This window comes from Leisingera caerulea DSM 24564 (assembly GCF_000473325.1).
Classification (GTDB): Bacteria; Pseudomonadota; Alphaproteobacteria; order Rhodobacterales; family Rhodobacteraceae; genus Leisingera; species Leisingera caerulea.
Genome location: NZ_KI421513.1, coordinates 740411 through 759527 on the forward strand (window position 1 = coordinate 740411; position 19117 = coordinate 759527).

The window sequence follows — 19117 nt, forward strand, 5'->3', positions numbered from 1 at the left end:
TCTCACTCAGGAGAACCCGCCATGAAAATGACCACCGAAGAAGCCTTTGTCAAAACGCTGCAGATGCATGGCATCCAGCACGCGTTCGGCATCATCGGCTCTGCAATGATGCCGATTTCGGACATCTTCCCCGCCGCAGGCATCACTTTCTGGGACTGTGCCCACGAAGGCTCCGGCGGCATGATGGCTGACGGCTACACCCGCGCCACTGGCAAGATGTCGATGATGATCGCCCAGAACGGCCCCGGCATCACCAACTTTGTGACCGCCGTCAAAACCGCCTACTGGAATCACACCCCGCTGCTGCTGGTCACCCCGCAGGCGGCCAACAAGACCATCGGCCAGGGCGGCTTCCAGGAAATGGAGCAGATGCGCATGTTCGCCGACTGCGTCTGCTACCAGGAAGAAGTGCGCGACCCGTCCCGCGTAGCCGAAGTTCTGAACCGGGTGATCATGAACGCCAAGCGCGCCTCCGCGCCGGCCCAGCTGAACATCCCGCGGGACATGTGGACCCAGGTGATCGACATCGAACTGCCCGCCATCGTCGAGTTCGAACGCCCCTCCGGCGGCGAGACCGCCGTTGCCGAAGCGGCCAAACTGCTCTCTGAGGCCAGGAACCCGGTGATCCTGAACGGTGCCGGCGTTGTTCTGTCCAAAGGCGGCATTGAAGCGTCCAAGGATTTGGCCGAGCGCCTGGACGCCCCGGTTTGCGTTGGCTACCAGCACAATGACGCCTTCCCCGGCTCGCACCCGCTGTTTGCAGGCCCGCTGGGCTATAACGGCTCCAAGGCCGGCATGGAGCTGATCAAGGACGCCGATGTGGTGCTGTGCCTCGGCACCCGCCTGAATCCGTTCTCCACCCTGCCGGGCTACGGCATGGAGTACTGGCCGGCCAACGCCAAAATCATCCAGGTCGACATCAACCCGGACCGCATCGGCCTGACCAAGAAAGTTTCCGTCGGCATCATCGGCGACGCCGCCAAGGTGGCGCAGGGCATCCTGGCACAGCTGTCTGATACCGCAGGCGACGAGGGCCGCGCCGAGCGCAAGAACCGGATCGCCGAAACCAAATCCCGCTGGGCGCAGCAACTGACCGAGATGACCCACGAGGACGACGACCCGGGCACCACCTGGAACGAGCGCGCCCGTGCAGACAAGCCGGACTGGATGAGCCCCCGTATGGCATGGCGCGCCATTCAAGCGGCGCTGCCGAAAGAGGCGATCATCTCCTCCGACATCGGCAACAACTGCGCCATCGGCAACGCCTACCCGTCTTTCGAGGCAGGCCGCAAGTACCTGGCCCCCGGCCTGTTCGGCCCCTGCGGCTATGGCCTGCCGGCGGTTGTCGGCGCCAAGATCGGCAACCCGGACACCCCGGTCGTGGGCTTCTCCGGCGACGGCGCATTCGGCATCGCGGTGAACGAGCTGACCGCCATCGGCCGCGGCGAGTGGCCCGCCGTCACTCAGATCGTTTTCCGCAACTACCAGTGGGGCGCGGAAAAGCGGAACTCCACCCTGTGGTTCGATGACAACTTTGTCGGCACCGAGCTGGATCAGCAGGTCTCCTATGCTGGTATCGCCCAGGCCTGCGGCCTTAAGGGCGTGGTTGCCCGCACCATGGACGAACTGACCTCGGCGCTGGCGCAGGCAATCGAAGACCAGAAGAACGGCACCACCACCCTGATCGAAGCGATGATCAACCAGGAGCTGGGCGAGCCGTTCCGCCGGGACGCCATGAAGAAGCCGGTCCGCGTGGCAGGCATCGACAAGGCGGACATGCGCGAACAGCAGGTCTGACGCACGTGCCCCTGCCCTTTGACCTCTCGATGGGCCAGGGGGCCTACCTGGCCGCCGCGTTGTTCGCGGCGGCCTTGATCCGGGGCTTTTCCGGCTTCGGGTTCTCCGCCATCTTCATCATCCTGGCGGCGCTGACCACCAATCCGCTGCCGCTGATCCCGGTGGTGTTTTCCTGCGAAATCGCCATGACTGCCTTTCAGGCCAAAGGTATCCGCCCGCATATCGACTGGCACAGGGCCATTGCCCTGCTGGGCGGGGCCGCCATCGCCACCGTTCCCGCCATCGCCATCATGGCGCGGCTGGGCGAACAGGAAGCGCGGCTGGCGATCTCCAGCCTGATCCTGGTGCTGAGCCTGGTGCTGCTGAGCGGCTGGCAGCTGGCGCGCCCGGTCGGGCGCAACGGCAATGTGGGCGTGGGAGCCATTGCAGGCATCGCCAACAGCGCCGGTGTCGGCGGCCTGCCGGTGGCGGCCTTCCTGACCGCGCAACCGGTGCCGCCCGCGGTGTTCCGCGCCACTATGATCGTGTTCCTGACCGGCATCGACGTGATGGCGCTGCCAGTGATGGCCGCAAACGGGCTGGTCGGGCCGGAAACCCTGACCGGCATCCTGCTGGCCTTTCCCATTCTGGGCCTCGGCATCTGGGCCGGGTCTCATGGCTTCCAGGCAGTCTCCCAAAGGCTGTTCCGCCGCGCGGTGGTGCTGATGCTGACCGCGCTGTCGCTGCTCAATATCGCACGGCTGGCGTTCTGACCGCCCGCCCTGTCCCGAAACCGCTGTTACAGGACGCACGCCCGTGACCCACACTATGTCCCCGCTCGAACTGCTGCAGGCCGCCCCCCCGGCCGTCCGCCCCGTCGTCGCGCTGAGCGAAGGCACCGACCCCCGCGTCGTGGCGGGCGCTCTGGCAGCGCATCAGGCCGGTATCGCCGATGTGATCCTGGTCGGCCCGCAAGCAGAGGTCGAAGCCGCCCTGCAAGCCGAAGGCGCAACCACCGGCGGGGGCGTGGCAATCCACGACCCGGCAACATCCGGGCTGACCGAAGCTTTCGCAGCCGAGTATCATGAGCTTCGCAAGCACAAGGGCACCGATGCGGCCACAGCCCGCGCCGCAGCCGAGACCCCGCTGGTCTATGCCACCATGCTGGTGCGCCTGGGCCATGCCACCGGCACCGTCGGGGGCGCTGTTCACACCACCGGCGACGTGGTGCGCAGCGCCATTCAGGTGATCGGCATGGCGCCGGATGCGGGCATGGTCTCGTCGTTCTTCCTGATGTACCCGCCCGGAGGCGCGCCGGTAGGCTCCCGGGCCATGCTCTATTCCGATTGCGGCCTGGTCATCGACCCGACCCCTGCCGAGATGGTTTCCATCGCTGCCGCCTCAGCCCAATCGGCCCGCGCGTTGCTGCGGGTGGACCCGAAACTCGCTTTCCTCAGCTTTTCCACGACCGGCAGCGCAAAACACCCGGCGGTGGACAAGGTAACCCAAGCGCTGAACCTGTTCCGGGCAGCGCACCCGGAACTGCCGGCCGACGGAGAGCTGCAATTCGACGCAGCCTTTGTCCCCGCGGTCGGGGAGCGCAAATCGCCCGGTTCCAGCGTTGCAGGCCAGGCAAACGTGATGATTTTCCCCAATCTGGATGCGGGCAACATCGGCTACAAGATCACCCAGCGGCTGGGCGGCTATTCCGCCATCGGCCCGGTCCTGCAGGGGCTGGCCAAACCGGCCAACGACCTGTCACGCGGCTGCACTGCCGAGGACGTCACCCAGATTATCGCCGTCACCATTCTGCAGGCGAACCCGTAAATCCATCCTTTGGGCGCTGCGCACTCTTGACCACAGGCCAGAATGTGCAACCCATGGGTCAATCAGGAAAGTTTCCCGCCATGTCCGTTCTGGCACAGATAACATCTCTGCAATCGGGTGAATTGCAAAACAAACTCCGCCAGCTGCTGCCAGGTATTGCGGTGTCGGCCCTCGTTGCGATCACCGCGCAGTTCCTTGCGGAGCATTACGCAACGCCCGCCATGCTGCTGGCGCTGCTGCTGGGTATTGCTGTCAGCTTTTTGGGCGAAGAAGGCAAGACCGTGCCGGGCATCGCCTTTTCCGCCCGCTCGCTGCTGCGGCTGGGGGTGGCCCTGCTGGGCGTGCGGGTGTCGATGGTGCTGATGATGGGGCTTGGCTGGGACCTGATCGCGCTGGTGGTCGGCGGCGTCATCGCTACCATTGCCTTCGGCCTGACCGTGGCGCGGTTCTTTGGCCACAAGTGGCGCTTTGCCTTTCTGACCGCGGGCTCCGTGGCGATCTGCGGCGCTTCGGCGGCAATGGCGATCAGCGCCATCCTGCCGCGCGACGAGCGTTCCGAAGAACGCCTGATCTTTACCGTGATGGGCGTGACGGTGCTGTCGACGGTGGCGATGATCGCCTATCCGATCCTGGTCAACCTGCTGGAGCTGAATTCCATCCAGGCCGGCGTGTTTCTGGGCGGCACCATTCACGACGTGGCGCAGGTGGTCGGCGCAGGCTTCTCGATCTCCGAACAGACCGGCGACACAGCCACCCTGGTCAAGCTGATGCGGGTGGCCATGCTGGCCCCCATCGTGCTGGCGGCCTCGCTGATGATCCGCTCCTTTGCCGAGCTGCCCAGCGACGGCAAGCGCCCGCCAATTCTGCCGGGCTTTGTGATTGCATTTCTGGTGCTGGCCGGGGTCAACTCCTTTGGACTGATCCCGCCGGCCGTTACCGAATTCCTCAGCCACGCGTCGCGCTGGCTGCTGCTCACCGCAATCGCCGCGGTGGGGATGAAAACAAATCTGAAACAGGTCCTGGCCGTAGGAGGCGCGGCCATTGCCCTGATCATCGTTGAAACTCTGTTCATTGCCGGGCTGATCCTGGCGGGGATTGAGCTGTTGACCTGATTGGGGAGACCAGAAGGGAGGCCAGATGACATTCCAGCAACCCCGGGTGGACACGTCCCCCCCTGTATCCGACGAGGTGCGGAAAACCACCTGCTACATGTGCGCATGCCGCTGCGGCATCAACGTGCACATGAAGGATGGCAAGGTCGCCTACATCGAGGGCAACCGCGACCACCCGGTGAACAAGGGTGTGTTGTGCGCCAAGGGTTCGGCGGGGATCATGCAGGTAAACGCGCCGTCACGGCTGCGCGCCCCGCTCAAACGGGTGGGGCCGCGCGGGTCGGGAGAGTTCCGGGAGATTTCCTGGGACGAGGCGATCAGCACCGCTGTCGGCTGGCTGAACGAGCTGCACGAGACCGCGCCGCAGAAACTGGCCTTTTTCACCGGACGTGACCAGAGCCAAAGCTTCACCAGCTTCTGGGCCCAGAATTTCGGCACCCCGAACTATGCGGCGCACGGCGGCTTCTGCTCGGTCAACATGGCGACCGCCGGCATCTACACCATGGGCGGCGCGTTCTGGGAATTCGGCCAGCCCGACTGGGAGCACACCAAGCTGTTCATGCTGTTCGGCGTGGCCGAGGATCATGACTCCAACCCGATCAAGATGGGCATCGGCAAGATCAAGAAGCGCGGTGCGCGGGTGATCGGCGTGAACCCGATCCGCTCCGGCTATAACGCGGTGGCGGACGACTGGGTCGGCATTACCCCGGGCACCGACGGACTGTTCATCCTGTCGCTGATCCACGTTCTGATGAAGGCGGGGAAGATCGACCTCGATTACCTCAGCCGCTACACCAACGCGCCAGTGCTGATCAACGCCTCCGAAGGTCCGGAGAAGGGTCTGTTCCTGCGCGATGACGACGGCAAGATGCTGGTGATCGACCGCAACACCGGCAAGCTCACCCCCTTTGACCAGCCCGGCGTGCGCCCGGACCTGACCGCGGTCCACGAACGCGATGGCGTCACCCACCGCCCGGTCTTCCACCTGATGGCAGAAAGCTACCTGTCGCCGGACTACGCGCCGGAGGCGATTGCGGAGAAATGCGGCATCCCGGCCAAGCGCATCCGCGCCATTGCCGGCGAGCTGGCCCGCGTCGCCTTTGACGAGGCGTTTGAGCTGGACGTTGAATGGACCGACTTCCGGGGCGAGACACACACAAAGATGACCGGCCGCCCGGTGTCGATGCACGCGATGCGCGGGGTGTCGGCGCATGCCAACGGCTTCCAGACCTGCCGCGCATTGCATGTGCTGCAGATCCTCTTGGGCACCGTCGAGGTGCCCGGCGGTTTCCGCTTCAAACCGCCCTATCCCAAACCGGTTGAGGCCCACCCCACCCCGCACGGCGACCGCCGCCCCGGACGCCCGCTGGATGGCCCTCACCTGGGCTTCCCGCGCGGCCCCGACGACCTGCTGCTGGACGAAAACGGCAAGCCGCAGCGCATCGACAAGGCGTTCACATGGGAAAACCCGATGTCGGCCCACGGGCTGATGCACATGGTGATCTCCAACGCCCATGCGGGCGATCCCTACAAGATCGACACGCTGTTCATGTACATGGCCAACATGTCGTGGAACTCCTCGATGAATACCAAGGGCGTGATGGAGATGCTGAGCGCCCGCAACGATGACGGCGGCTACATGATCCCGCACATCATCTACTCCGATGCCTATTCGTCGGAAATGGTGGCCTATGCGGATCTGATCCTGCCTGACACCACCTATCTGGAGAGACACGACTGCATTTCATTGCTGGACCGTCCCATCTGCGAAGCGGATGCGGCGGCCGATGCGATCCGGTGGCCGGTGATCGAGCCGGACCGGGAAGTGCGCGGCTTCCAGTCTGTGCTGATCGAACTCGCCAACCGGATGAGCCTGCCGGGCTTCACCAACGATGACGGCACCCCCAAGTGGAAGGATTACGCCGACTACATCGTCAACCACGAGCGCAAGCCCGGCATCGGCCCGCTGGCCGGTTTCCGCGGTAAGGATGGCGACAAGGAAGGCCGAGGCGAAGTGAACCCGGACCAGCTGAACCGCTATATCGAAAACGGCGGCTTCTATGTGGCGCATATCCCGGAAGGCGCGGACTACTACAAGCCCTGGAACGCGGCCTATCAGGACTGGGCGGTCGGCATCGGGCTTTATGACAGCCCGCAGCCCTACCTGTTCCAGCTTTATGTAGAGCCAATGCGCAAGTTCCAGCTGGCCGCCGAAGGCCACGGCGAGCGCCAGCCGCCGGATCATCTGCGCCAGCGGCTGAAGACGGTGATGGACCCGCTGCCGATCTGGTACGAGACCGACCAGCAGGGCAACGAGGGCTTTACCGTCAACGCGCTGACCCAGCGCCCGATGGCGATGTACCACTCCTGGGGCACACAGAACGCCTGGCTGCGCCAGCTGCACGGCCGCAATCCGCTATACGTCCCGACCAAACTGATGCGCGAGCACGGGCTGCAGGACGGCGACTGGGCCAAGGTTTCCTCGCCGCACGGCGAGATCACCGTGCCGGTGATGGAGATGGCCGCACTGAACGACAACACCGTCTGGACCTGGAACGCCATCGGCAAGCGCAAGGGCGCCTGGGCGCTGGAAGAGGACGCGCCGGAGGCCACTAAGGGCTTCCTGCTCAATCACCTGATCCACGAGCTGCTGCCACCCAAGGGCGACGGTATGCGATGGGCCAACTCGGACCCGATCACCGGCCAAGCGGCCTGGTTCGACCTCAAGGTCAAAATCGAAAAGGCCGCCGCCCCGGACGGCCTGCAGGAAAGCCAGCCCGCCTTCCCGGCGCAGAAGTCGCCAGTTGGAACCGGCCCGGAAGAACTGAAATGGAAGGTCGGCAAATGACGGTGCAAAATTTTTCCGCAAAATTTTGCCAAGACTTTTCAGAAGAGTCTTGGTTCGCAACCCAGCGACGGAGGTGCCCGGTATGACTGAACTTCCCGCCACGACCGAGCGTAAGATGGGACTGGTCATTGACCTAGACACATGCGTCGGCTGCCATGCCTGCGTGATCTCCTGCAAGGGCTGGAACACCGAAAACTACGGCGCCCCCCTCAGCGATCAGGACCCCTACGGCAGCGATCCCTCGGGCACTTTCCTGAACCGGGTGCACTCTTACGAAGTGCAGCCAGAGCAGGGCCACGCCCAGCTGATCCATTTTCCCAAGTCCTGCCTGCACTGTGAGGACGCTCCCTGCGTCACGGTCTGCCCCACTGGTGCCAGCTACAAGCGTGTCGAGGACGGTATTGTGCTGGTGAACGAGGACCACTGCATCGGCTGCGGCCTCTGCGCTTGGTCCTGCCCCTATGGCGCGCGGGAATTGGATCTGGCGGAGGGAGTCATGAAGAAATGCACCCTTTGCGTTGACAGGATCTATAACGAGAACCTGCCGGAGGCGGACCGCACCCCCTCCTGCGTGCGGACCTGCCCCGCAGGCGCGCGCCACTTCGGCGACCTGGGCGATCCGGACAGCGACGTCTCCAAGCTGGTGGCAGAGCGTGGCGGCATGGACCTGATGCCGGAAATGGGCACCAAACCGGTGAACAAATACCTGCCGCCGCGGCCCAAGGACCGGATCGAGGATCAGATCGACATCCTCGCCCCGCTGCTCGCGCCGGTTGCCGAAGAGCCGCAGGGCTTCCTCGGTTGGCTGGACAAGGCGCTCGACAAACTCCCGGGCCAATCTTCAGGGGGAACGAACTGATGCATCCCGCGCCATCCGTTATCCTGTTCACCACACTGTCTGGCCTGGGCTTTGGCCTGTTGTTTTTCCTCGGCCTCGGCCAGCCTGCGGCGACCGGCGCCGTCGCCTTCGTGTTCTACGCCATCGCGTATGCACTGGCCGTGGGCGGGCTGCTGGCCTCCACCTTTCACCTGGGCCGCCCCGAGCGCGCCTGGAGGGCCCTTACCCAGTGGAGAACCAGCTGGCTGTCCCGCGAAGGCATTTGCGCTGTTGCTGCGCTGCTGGTGATGGGGCTCTACGCGCTGGGGGCGGTGTTTCTGGACAGCCACTGGACGCTTTTGGGCTGGCTCGGAGCGGCACTCAGCCTTGCCACCGTCTTCACCACCTCGATGATCTACACGCAGCTTAAGACCATCCCGCGCTGGAACATGGAGCTGACGCCTGCGGTGTTCCTGACCTTCAGCCTGGCCGGCGGCGCGCTGCTGGCCGGGGCCGAAGGTTTGGCGCCTTGGCTGCTGGCCATCGCAGGCGCCGTGCAACTGGCCTACTGGGCCAAGGGCGACAAAGCGCTGGAACACTCCGGCACCAATCTGGGCACTGCGACCGGCCTGGGGGATCGCGGCTCCGTGCGGGCCTTTGAGCCGCCGCACACAGGCTCCAACTACCTGTTGCGCGAGTTTGTGCATGTGGTGGGCCGCAAGCATGCGCAGAAGCTGCGGATCATTGCCTTTGTCCTCGGTTTTGCGCTGCCACTGCTCTTGATCCTGACGCCAGTGCAGGGCTTTGCGATCAAACATCTGCTTGCCGCCCTTGCGGTGCTCTCCCATCTCGCAGGCGTCGCCGTCTCGCGCTGGCTGTTCTTTGCCCAGGCCGAACATGTGGTCGGGCTTTACTACGGCAAACGCTGACAGCAACCGGGGCGCCTTCACCCGGCGTCCCGCGTTTCTTTCAGCATTTTTTCCGGCAGCATGTCACAAACCGCCCTGCTGCCTCGTCCTGTTCCTGAAGCCATCAGAAAGGAACAGATTGATGACCCAACGCCTTGACCATTTCGCCGCCGCGCCTGACCTGTTTCAGCCAATGCTGGAGCAGGAAAAACTGTTCAAGGACAGCGGGCTGGAACACAGCCTGGTGGAGCTGGTGAAACTGCGCGCCTCGCAGATCAACGGCTGCGCCTTCTGCATCCACATGCACAGCCAGGACCTGCGCGCCCATGGTGAAAGCGAGGACCGGATGCAGCTGCTGAACGCCTGGCGCGAGTCCAGCCTCTACTCGAACCGCGAGCGGGCCGCGCTCGCCTGGACCGAGGCTCTGACCCGGGTGGAAACCAGCGGTGCGCCGGACGCGGATTACGAGGCCGTTGCGCAGCTGTTCTCCCCGCGCGAGCAGGTGGTGCTGACGCTGCTGATCAGCGCCATCAACGCCTGGAACCGGATTGCAATCGGCTTCCGCACCCCGCATCCTGCCGCGCAGGAGGCCAACGCCGCGTGACTGCACCTGCACCACATGACGGAACCGATGCGTTCCTGACCGCGCGGCCGCGACTTTTCGCGGCCGCCTACCGGATGCTGGGCACCGTCAGCGACGCCGAGGACATCCTGCAGGACGCCTACCTGCGCTGGCAGGCGGCACCCCAAGCCGAGGTGCAGGACCCAACCGGCTATCTGATGCGGATCACCACCCGGCTGTGTCTGGACCAGCTGAAATCGGCCCGCGCCAGGCGCGAGACCTATCCCGGCGAATGGCTGCCCGAACCCTTGCTGACCGATGACCCGGCAGAGCATCTGGACCACGACGTCTCCGTTGCGCTGCTGCTGGCGCTGGAGACCCTGTCGCCGCTGGAGCGCGCCGCCTTTTTGCTGCATGACATCTTCGACAACTCCTATGCAGATGTTTCCGCCGCGCTCAACCGGTCTTCCGCAGCCTGCCGCCAGCTGACGGCACGCGCCCGGCGCAAGGTGCAGCAGCTGCGGCCGCAGGCGCCTGTAGACCCGGATGAGGGGCGGGATCTGGCCGAGGCGTTTTTCCGCGCGTCGAAAACGGGCGACACCGCGGCGCTGACGCAGATGCTGGCGCAGGATGTGCAGCTGGTCTCGGACGGCGGCGGCAAGGCGATGGCCACGCTGAACCCGATTTACGGGCTGGAGCGCGTGCTGCGGCTGTGCGAAGGTCTGGCCCGCAAGGCCGGGCGCGTTCTGCCGGAGCACTGGCGGCTGTGCCAGCTGAACGGCCTGCCCGCCATCTTGAGCCGGGAACCCGACGGCATCCTCCAGGCCATGGCGCTGGAAGTCCGAGATGGGCGGATTGCCCGCATCTACGTGATCCGCAACCCGGACAAGATGCGGCATCTGGCCGACACTCTGATTTAGGCAGGAGCGGCCAGCCCCTCTTGCCCCTGGAGGAGCAATTCACCCCGGGATATTTTCAGCCAGATGAACAGGGGACCCTGGAAGGGAAGCGGGCGGCGCTAAGTGAGGAGGCCGCCCGGTATTGTCAGAATGGATGCGGTGTCAGAGCAGGCCGGCGTGGACCATGGCCGCATCTATCGCTGCCTTGGTGCTGTCCTCCAGGGTGGTCAGCGGCGAGCGGACCTCTTCGCTGCACATGCCGAGTTTGGACAAGCCGTACTTGGCACCGGCCAGGCCGGGCTCGATAAAGATCGCCTCATGCAACGGCATCAGCTTGTCCTGATACTCCAGTGCTTTGACATAGTCGCCTGCCAGGGTGGCCGCCTGGAATTCGGCACAAAGCTTCGGCGCAACGTTGGCGGTCACCGAGATGCAGCCGACGCCGCCATGGGCGTTGAAGCCCAGTGCGGTGGCATCCTCGCCGGACAGTTGGATGAAGTCTGCACCGCAGGACGCGCGCTGCTGGCTGACGCGGGCGAGATCGCCGGTTGCGTCCTTAACGCCCGCAATGCGCGGCAGCTTGGCCAGCTCGCCCATGGTCGCAGGTGTCATGTCGACAACCGACCGGCCGGGGATGTTGTAGATGATGATCGGGATCCCGGCACAGTCATGCGCAGCAGTGAAATGCTGCACCATGCCGCGCTGGGTCGGCTTGTTGTAGTACGGCGTCACAACCAGGGCCGCATCGGCGCCGACCTTTTCGGCAAACTCCACAAATCGAATCATCTCGACGGTGTTGTTGGAGCCAGCCCCGGCGATCACCGGCACCCGGCCTGCCGCAGCCTTGACCACTTCAGCAATGACGGTCTCATGCTCCTCGTGGGTCAGCGTCGGGCTTTCGCCGGTGGTGCCGACCGGCACCAAGGCACTGGAGCCTTCGGCAATCTGCCATTCCACCAAGCGTTTGAGCGCATCCAGATCCAGCTCGCCGTTCGAAAACGGGGTGACGAGTGCTGGCATAGAGCCTTTGAACATGGGCACGCTCCCTTTGCTGCAGGTGCAGGCGGCAATCCGCCGCCGTCAAGATACGGAATGCCGGGGATTTGAGTTGATACCGGCACGCCAATGAGTAACGTTCAAGCCTCTATCCCCGGACTGCTGGAAAATGCAAGAGATGACACGCATCCTGGCCCTTATTCTGCTGATATCCGCAGCCCTGCCCGGGTCGCCGGCGCAGGCGCGCGATCTGGGCGCCGCGCTGGAGCTGATGCGGGCGGAGAAATGGGACAAGGCCGCCCGCGAGGCCGGGGCGCAGCAAACTGTTGCCCGCGATATAATCGAGTGGCACCGCCTGCGCGCCGGGCTAGGGTCGGCAGGCGATGTGATGGCGTTTCTGCAGCGGCGCCCCGACTGGCCGGGGCTGGCCTATCTGCGGCGCCAGAACGAGGATGTGATTGCCGCCACCGGCCGCGAAACCATTCTGGTGTTCTATGAAAATGAGCGGCCCCAAACCGCCGAGGGCGCGCTGAGCCTCGGCAAGGCGCTGATTGATCGCGGGCGGCGCGGCGATGGCGAGGCGGAGATCGTGCTAGCTTGGCGAACCATGGCAATGGGAAGTGCCATCCAGGACCTGTTTATGCACGACTTCGCCAAGCTGCTGAAACCGCACCACACCGCGCGGCTGGACCGGCTGTTGTGGGAGAACCACCTGGTCAGCGCCAAACGGATGCTGCCGCTGGTGCCCGAGGGTGAGCGCAAGCTGGCCGAAGCGCGCATCGCCTTGCAGGAGCGCGCGCCGGGCGTGGACGCGCGGATCGAGGCGGTTCCGGACCGGCTGAAGGGGGCGGCGGGACTTGCCTACGACCGCTTTGCCTGGCGTGACCGCAAGCGGCTGCAGGACGGCGCCATCGCGATGATGATGGACCGCAGCACCAGCGCCGAAAACCTGGGTGAACCCGGTAAATGGCTGCGCCGCCGCCGTGATCTGGCCCGGCAGCTGATGCGCGACGGCGAACATGAGCGTGCTTACCAGCTGGCCGCCTACCACTTCTCGACCCCCGCGGACGGCTATGGATACTCCGATTGCGAATGGCTGGCTGGCTACATCGCATTGCAAAAACTGCGCGACCCGGAACTGGCCGCGGTGCATTTTCAGCGCTTCCTGGCGTCGGTGGAAACCCCGATCTCGATCGGCCGCGGCGGCTATTGGCTGGGCCGTGCTAACGCTGCTCTTGGTCAGGCCGACAAGGCGCACGAGGCCTATGCGGCAGCCGCAGAATACCAGACCTCATTCTACGGGCTGCTGGCGGCCGAGCAACTGGGCCGCCCCTTCGACCCGGCGCTGGTGAAACCGGCACCGCTGCCGGACTGGCAGACGGCGGATTTCATGAAGTCCACCGTTGCCGAGGCCGGTTTGTTGCTGCTGAAAGCAGGCGATCTGGCGCTGGCCGAGCGCTTCCTGACCCATCTCGTCGAGGACCTGCCGCCGGTACAGGCCCGCCAGCTGGGACAGATGGCAGTGGAGCTGAACCAGCCGCACCTGGCGGTCATGATCTCCAAACGCGCCGCCCGCAGCGGGGTGGAGCTGGAGGGCGCCTATTACCCGCTGCATCCAGTTGCCAAGCGGCAGCTGCCGATGGCGGAGGAAATGACCCTGGCCATCGCCCGGCGCGAAAGCGAATTCGATCCGGCAGTGATCAGCCATGCCGGGGCGCGCGGTCTTATGCAGGTGATGCCGGCCACCGCGAAGCTGGTCGCGACTGAGCTGGGCATCCTGGCAGGCCATAAGACTTCCCGCCTGACGGCGGAGTGGGATTACAACGCCAAGCTGGGGGCGAACTACCTGGCCGGGCTGGCGGGCAAGTTCCGCGGCAACGTGGTGATGATGGCGGCGGGCTACAACGCCGGGCCGCACCGCCCTGCGACCTGGATGGAGCGCTATGGCGACCCGCGCGACGGCGACCCGGACATTGTCGACTGGATTGAGCACATCCCCTTCAACGAGACCCGCAATTATGTGATGCGGGTCACCGAAAGCTTGCCTGTTTACCGGGCCAGGCTTGGCAAGGAGCCGCTGCCGGTGCCCTTTTCCAAGGAGCTCATGGGCTCAACGCTTCACGCGTTCGCGCCATAGGGTGAACAGCCCTGCTGCGATGATAACCCCCGCACCGATGGCCACATTGGTGCGGATCACCTCGCCGAACACCGCCATGCCCAGCATCGCCGCCCAGATCAGGTGGAAATAGGCAAAGGGCTGCACTGCGCTGGCCTCGGCCATCTCGTAGCATTTGATCAGCAGCCAGTGTCCGGTCACGCCGGAAACGCAAAGCAGAGCCATCCAGATCCAGTCCTGCTGGGTCATCGGCTCCCAGAACCAGATGCCGATGGCAGTCATGAAGACCATGCCGGCAACCCCGGTCCAGAAGAAGCTGGTGGCTGTGCTGTCCTTGCGCGCGGCATAGCGGGTCACCAGCCCGTAGACCGCAAACATCAGCGCCGAGATGAAGGGGATCACCGCCGCCGGGTTGAACACACCCATGCCCGGTTGCAGGATGATCAGAACACCGATCAGGCCAACTCCGATAGCCGCCCAGCGCCGCCAGCCGACGCTCTCGCCCAGCACCGGGCCGCTAAGCGCGGCCACCAGCAGCGGATAGCAGATGAACACCGCCTGGCTCTCGATCAGGCCCAGCACGGTAAACCCATAGACCGCCACGCAGATTTCCCCAACCAGCAGCACGCCGCGGAAGATTTGCAGCCTCAGCTGATCAGTACGGGCTGCCTCTTTGATCCCGCCTTTGGCCCGTGCCGCAAGGAACACGACAAAGGCGGCAAAAAACCAGTAGCGCACCATCACCACCATGTAGGTGTTGTAGGTGCCCGCCAGGTGGCGCGAGATACCGTCCTGCAGGGCAAAGACAATGGTGGCGCTGATCATCAGCAGGATGCCCAGCGGCACGTTGTTCTGCTGAACCCGGGGCTGGGGCAGGCTTTTGGCCTGTGGAACCATGCTCATCGCAGTACCGCCTTTGTCATATGCCGCTTGCGCCCGTAGCCGGGAATGCGGGTCACGTCGAATCCTGCCGCCTCCAGCCCGCGGCGCACAAAGCCCGCCGCGGTGTAGGTCGCGGTCGTTCCGCCCGGCGCAGTATGCGCAGCCACCTGGGCCATCAGGGCTTCCTCCCACAACTCGGGATTCTTGGCTGGCGAAAACCCGTCCAGAAACCAGGCATCCGCCTGCCCTGTCCACTCCGCCAGCGACATCCGTGCGTCGCCCTTAACCACCTCCAATTGCAGGCTGCCAAGGTCGCAAGCTCCGGCCCCTTGCCATTTGTCAAGGAACCGTTCCGTCCAGGGCGCAAGGGCGGGAAAGGTCTCCAGCGCCTTGCCCATGTCTGCGGGCGCCATCGGGAAGGCTTCGAAACTGGTGAACCGCAACACCCCCTCCTGCCCCGCTGCCTCCCAGGCGCGCCAGGCTGCCAGCATGTTAAGGCCGGTGCCGAAGCCCAGCTCGGCAATCCGGAACCCCGGCTCAAATCGCCCGGGCAGATCGTTGCCCGCCAGGAACACATGCTCCGTCTCCGCCAGACCGTCCTGGATCGAGAAATAGGGATCATCGAACTGATCCGACACCGGAACAGTGCCATCGCGCCAGCTGAGGCGGGCCTGCTGGTCTGCCATGCTATAATCCCCTAAGTGGTTGTCCGGAACGGCGCGACACTGGCGAAAGGAATACCAAATGGCAATGGCAGATGTAACGGTGCGCGGGGCGGGCATCTTCGGCCTGTCAATCGCCTGGCTCTGCGCCCGGCATGGTGCGCAAGTTCAGGTAGTGGATCCATACGGAGCAGGCGCCGGCTCCAGCGGCGGGCTGGTCGGCGCGCTGGCGCCGCATGTGCCGGAAAACTGGAATGCCAAGAAACAGTTCCAGCTGGAAAGCCTGCTGATGGCCGAAAGCTTCTGGGAGGAGGTCGAGGCGACCGGCGGTGTTTCCCCCGGCTACGGCCGCACCGGACGGCTGCAGCCGATCAACGACGAACGCACGCTGGAACTGGCCCGCCTGCGCGAACAAACCGCCCGCGATTTCTGGAAGGACGAGGCCGAATGGCGCGTCTGCGAGGCCGCGTCCCTGGGCCCTTGGGTGCCGCCCAGTGCCACCGGCTATGTCGTCCACGACACCCTCAGCGCCCGCATGCACCCCCGCCGCGCCTGCGCCGCGCTGGTCTCTGCGCTGGCGGTGATGGGGGTAGAGGTGCAACAGGAAGCCCCGGATCAGGGCAAGGTGGTGCACGCCAAGGGGTATGCCGGCCTGCTGGAGCTGAACGAGGCCTTCGGCAAAACCATGGGCGGCGGCGTCAAGGGCCAGGCCACGCTGCTGCGCTTTCACGAGGGTGAGGTGCCGCAGCTTTATGCCGACGGCCTGCACATCATCCCGCATGCGGACGGCACCCTTGCCATCGGCTCAACCTCCGAGCGCGAGTTCGAGGATGGCAAAGCCACCGACTCCCAGCTCGACGACGTGATCGAGCGCGCCCGCGCCGCGGTGCCGGTGCTGCACGGGGCCGAGGTGATCGAACGCTGGGCCGGTGTGCGCCCCCGCGCCAAGTCCCGCGCCCCGATGCTCGGCGCCTGGCCTGGCCGCGACGGCCATTACATCGCCAATGGCGGTTTCAAGATCGGCTTTGGAATGGCACCCAAGGCGGCTCATGTAATGGCGGACCTGCTGCTGGAGGGGAAGGACGGCATTCCCGAGGGCTTCCGGGTCGAAGACAACCTCTGACCCCGCACCTCTTCCGCCGTTTGACGGGTCAAGGGCGGCGCCAGCCGCCACGCGGCATACCCTTTAGGCGGGGAAGGGTTTCTGACAATTGAAATTGCGCCTTCAGAGACAGTATTGCCGCGCAAGCGCGTCTCAGCAGAAAAAAGCGCCGCGCAGCGGCGCCACGCCCAAGCCCCTAATCTGCCCTTCCAGGGCAGCTTGGGGCGCGGGAGCCCCTGATTCACTCCATCGGCGCGGCCACGGCGCTCATGCACTGCCGTCCGTCCGGCCCGCGCACCCACAGGTCCCGGCCCTTGCGGCACAGCGTTGCGTTCTCGAAGTGCATCAGCGGCGAGGACGCCCGGAAGGAAAACTCCGCGAGCGGCCCCATCAGCTCCTCCGCCAGCAGCATCAGGTGCTGGGCCAGCAAGGGGCCGTGCACCACCAGCCCTTCGTACCCCTCAACATCACGGGCGTAATCCAGGTCATAGTGGATCCGGTGCCCGTTGAAGGTCAGCGCCGAGTAGCGGAACAGCAGGGTCGAGCTGAACGGCACCTCCCGCGCTTCCGTCTCATCGGTCCGCGCCACTGGAGGCACCGGTTCCGGTGCAGCGGCGTCCGGGTCTTCGCGGTAAACCAGGTCATGCCACTCTGTGAGGCAGAGCCTTCCCTCCTGACGGATCTCATGGCGCAGCCTCACCAGCCCCAAGGGACCGGTGCGGCCCGCCTTTTGCTCCGCCTTTTCCAGCACAGAGGACTTCTCTGCCGCGATTCCGGCCAGTAGGGGCTTCTCGAACCGCAGCCGCCCGCCAGCCCACATCCGGCGCGGCAGGCCCATGTCCGGGATCAGCCCGGCACCGCCCACCTTGGGATGGCCATCGCGGCCCAGCCCCTCCGGCGGCAGCGGTGTCCAGAAGTAGAGCTGGTGAAAGAACGGCGGCAACTCGCTGCCTGCCGCTATGTCCGGGGCCAGCCCCAGCGCAGCCTGAAAAGCGGCGGCCCGGGCCGGATCCAGCATGTCGGTCAGATTCCGCGCGGGAGCGGCGGCGGTTTCGCTAGTCATACCGCCACCTTAGCCGCAGCCCGCTTCGAGGCAAGCTCAGCGGACCAGTTCGGCCCGCAGCTTTTCCATCAGCTTGGTCAGCGTCGCCTCATATTGCGCGCTGGTCAGCCGGCCGGTTTCATCGAACTCCTTGCTGGAGCCTGCCAAATGCACCCCCGGACCCGACAGCACCCGCGACTGGAACGGCACCAGGAAACCGCGCAGCAGCGCCTGCGCCTGCTCGCCGCCGGCCCGGCCGGCTGCGGCCGACATCACCGCAACAGGTTTGTCTGCCCAGGGGTTGCCCTCGGTGCGGCTCACCCAGTCGAGCGCGTTTTTCAGCACACCGGACGGCCCCTTGTTGTATTCCGGGGTGGAGATTGCCACCGCGTCCGCGGCTGCAATCTGATCCGCCAGCTTCTGCACGGCGGGTGGGATGCCGTCCGCTGCCTCTGCGTCGCCGTCATACAGCGGCAGGTTCAGATCCGCCTCAACCACCGATGCGGGCCCGAACACTCGAACTGCCTCCGCCAGCAGCTTGCGGTTGGTGGCCTCGCGGCGCAGCGATCCGGAAATGGTGAGCAATACGGGGTCAGCCATGGGGGATTCCTTCTGTTCGCGTCTCTGTTGTGCCCATCATGTATGAAGCGGCCCCCGGCAGAAAACAGCAATCGCCGCGCAGGCAATGTGCGGCGTTACATTAACCGGCCTGGCCGCACCCACGAAAACAGCCCGCCCCGCAGGGGGACGGGCTGCACATTTTGCCTGCAGGTGCCGGATCAGGCTGCCTGCGGGATCACCACAACTTCGACGCGGCGGTTGCGGGCCTTGCCCTCCGGCGTCAGGTTGGACGCCACCGGCTGCGACTCGCCGCGGCCGATGATCCGCATCCGGTGATAGGGCACGCCGCCGGCTTGGATGTGGCTGGCCACCGCATTGGCGCGGCGCTCCGAGAGGCCCTGGTTGTATCCGGCATCGCCATCGCTGTCGGTGTGGCCGATCACCTGAATGGTGCTGTTGGGGTAGCGCACCAGACTGTCGGCCACCCGGCGCAGGTCGGCCTGCACCGCCGGCGCAACCGAGGCGCTGTCGGTGGCGAAGGTCAGATCGTTCGGGAAGGACAGGATCAGGCGGTCGCCGGTGTTGACGATGGTGATCGAGTCATTGGCCAGGGTCTGGCGCAGCTCGCGCTCCTGCGCGTCCAGCTGGTTGCCGATCACACTGCCGGCAGCTGCACCAACCAAAGCACCGGTTGCTGCCCCAAGGCCACGGTCGGAGTCATTGGCGATCGCACCGACGCCCGCACCGATGATGCCGCCCAGGACTGCGCCCTTCTGGGTGTTGCTGCCCGGCGTGCCGACGGTTGCGGGATCGGTACAGGCGCTCAGGCCCAGTGCTGCGGCGACAATACCAGCCGTGGTGAGTTTCATCTGCATCATCAAATTGCCTTCTGCTTTCTAAGGTCCGGGGAAGCCCGGAGGTCCGCTCGAATATCATGCCGGCACCGCGCCTACTCAAGAGACGGTCTTGCAGTTTCGGCGAAATACCGCGCAAAATCCGCGCAAACA

The 19117-nt window shown here is 65.1% G+C and carries 17 protein-coding genes; 11 read left to right on the forward strand and 6 right to left on the reverse strand.

What is annotated here, in order from left to right; genetic code table 11:
• The first annotated feature begins 21 nt into the window (after nucleotides 1–21).
• The 9 genes from xsc to CAER_RS0110860 all read left to right on the forward strand — a co-directional run bounded on the left by xsc (nucleotide 22) and on the right by CAER_RS0110860 (nucleotide 10770).
• Entirely contained in the window at nucleotides 22–1797 is a 1776-nt protein-coding gene (gene xsc / locus CAER_RS0110820; RefSeq protein WP_027235375.1) for a sulfoacetaldehyde acetyltransferase, read from the forward strand.
• Nucleotides 1798–1802: 5 nt separating this feature from the next.
• On the forward strand, nucleotides 1803–2549 hold the full coding sequence (locus CAER_RS0110825; RefSeq protein WP_027235376.1) for a TSUP family transporter: 747 nt from the start codon (nucleotides 1803–1805) through the stop codon (nucleotides 2547–2549).
• 55 nt (nucleotides 2550–2604) lie between these two features.
• Complete coding sequence (gene pta, locus CAER_RS0110830; protein WP_027235377.1) at nucleotides 2605–3603, forward strand: phosphate acetyltransferase; 999 nt, start codon at nucleotides 2605–2607, stop codon at nucleotides 3601–3603.
• Between the two features lie 80 nt (nucleotides 3604–3683).
• Nucleotides 3684–4715: a YeiH family protein gene (locus CAER_RS0110835; protein ID WP_027235378.1), complete on the forward strand. Its 1032-nt coding sequence runs from the start codon at nucleotides 3684–3686 to the stop codon at nucleotides 4713–4715.
• Nucleotides 4716–4740: 25 nt separating this feature from the next.
• Nucleotides 4741–7563: a molybdopterin oxidoreductase family protein gene (locus CAER_RS0110840; protein ID WP_027235379.1), complete on the forward strand. Its 2823-nt coding sequence runs from the start codon at nucleotides 4741–4743 to the stop codon at nucleotides 7561–7563.
• 82 nt (nucleotides 7564–7645) lie between these two features.
• Nucleotides 7646–8422 carry a 4Fe-4S dicluster domain-containing protein gene (locus CAER_RS0110845; protein WP_027235380.1) on the forward strand — a complete coding sequence of 259 codons (777 nt, stop codon included), beginning with the start codon at nucleotides 7646–7648 and terminating at the stop codon, nucleotides 8420–8422.
• Entirely contained in the window at nucleotides 8422–9309 is an 888-nt protein-coding gene (locus CAER_RS0110850; protein WP_027235381.1) for a dimethyl sulfoxide reductase anchor subunit family protein, read from the forward strand. Before CAER_RS0110845 ends, CAER_RS0110850 begins: the two co-directional genes overlap by 1 nt.
• A 121-nt stretch (nucleotides 9310–9430) precedes the next feature.
• A complete protein-coding gene (locus CAER_RS0110855; protein ID WP_027235382.1) occupies nucleotides 9431–9892 on the forward strand; it encodes a carboxymuconolactone decarboxylase family protein in 462 nt (153 codons plus the stop codon).
• Nucleotides 9889–10770 (forward strand): sigma-70 family RNA polymerase sigma factor, encoded by an 882-nt coding sequence (locus tag CAER_RS0110860; RefSeq protein WP_027235383.1) that lies wholly within the window; start codon nucleotides 9889–9891, stop codon nucleotides 10768–10770. Before CAER_RS0110855 ends, CAER_RS0110860 begins: the two co-directional genes overlap by 4 nt.
• A 141-nt stretch (nucleotides 10771–10911) precedes the next feature.
• Here CAER_RS0110860 and dapA read toward each other — a convergent pair whose 3' ends face one another.
• Nucleotides 10912–11784, reverse strand: a complete 873-nt coding sequence (gene dapA / locus CAER_RS0110865) for a 4-hydroxy-tetrahydrodipicolinate synthase (protein ID WP_027235384.1) — start codon at nucleotides 11782–11784, stop codon at nucleotides 10912–10914.
• Between the two features lie 139 nt (nucleotides 11785–11923).
• Between dapA and CAER_RS0110870 the strand changes: the two genes are divergently transcribed.
• The gene (locus CAER_RS0110870) at nucleotides 11924–13882 is read left to right on the forward strand and encodes a lytic transglycosylase domain-containing protein (RefSeq protein WP_027235385.1); all 1959 of its coding nucleotides are present in this window, start codon (nucleotides 11924–11926) and stop codon (nucleotides 13880–13882) included.
• Here the strand turns inward: CAER_RS0110870 and CAER_RS0110875 are convergent.
• Both CAER_RS0110875 and mnmD read right to left on the reverse strand, forming a co-directional pair.
• Nucleotides 13856–14764: a DMT family transporter gene (locus CAER_RS0110875; protein ID WP_036797241.1), complete on the reverse strand. Its 909-nt coding sequence runs from the start codon at nucleotides 14762–14764 to the stop codon at nucleotides 13856–13858. The genes CAER_RS0110870 and CAER_RS0110875 overlap by 27 nt on opposite strands.
• The gene (mnmD, locus tag CAER_RS0110880; RefSeq protein ID WP_027235387.1) at nucleotides 14761–15429 is read right to left on the reverse strand and encodes a tRNA (5-methylaminomethyl-2-thiouridine)(34)-methyltransferase MnmD; all 669 of its coding nucleotides are present in this window, start codon (nucleotides 15427–15429) and stop codon (nucleotides 14761–14763) included. Before mnmD ends, CAER_RS0110875 begins: the two co-directional genes overlap by 4 nt.
• A 58-nt stretch (nucleotides 15430–15487) precedes the next feature.
• Between mnmD and CAER_RS0110885 the strand changes: the two genes are divergently transcribed.
• On the forward strand, nucleotides 15488–16528 hold the full coding sequence (locus CAER_RS0110885) for an NAD(P)/FAD-dependent oxidoreductase (protein WP_027235388.1): 1041 nt from the start codon (nucleotides 15488–15490) through the stop codon (nucleotides 16526–16528).
• A 220-nt stretch (nucleotides 16529–16748) separates the two neighbouring features.
• Here the strand turns inward: CAER_RS0110885 and CAER_RS0110890 are convergent, their stop codons facing one another.
• The 3 genes from CAER_RS0110890 to CAER_RS0110900 form a co-directional block, all read right to left on the reverse strand.
• On the reverse strand, nucleotides 16749–17570 hold the full coding sequence (locus tag CAER_RS0110890; protein WP_027235389.1) for an HTD2 family dehydratase: 822 nt from the start codon (nucleotides 17568–17570) through the stop codon (nucleotides 16749–16751).
• A gap of 36 nt (nucleotides 17571–17606) precedes the next feature.
• A complete protein-coding gene (locus CAER_RS0110895; RefSeq protein ID WP_027235390.1) occupies nucleotides 17607–18149 on the reverse strand; it encodes an NADPH-dependent FMN reductase in 543 nt (180 codons plus the stop codon).
• 179 nt (nucleotides 18150–18328) lie between these two features.
• Complete coding sequence (locus tag CAER_RS0110900) at nucleotides 18329–18988, reverse strand: OmpA family protein (protein ID WP_027235391.1); 660 nt, start codon at nucleotides 18986–18988, stop codon at nucleotides 18329–18331.
• Nucleotides 18989–19117: the final 129 nt, after the last annotated feature.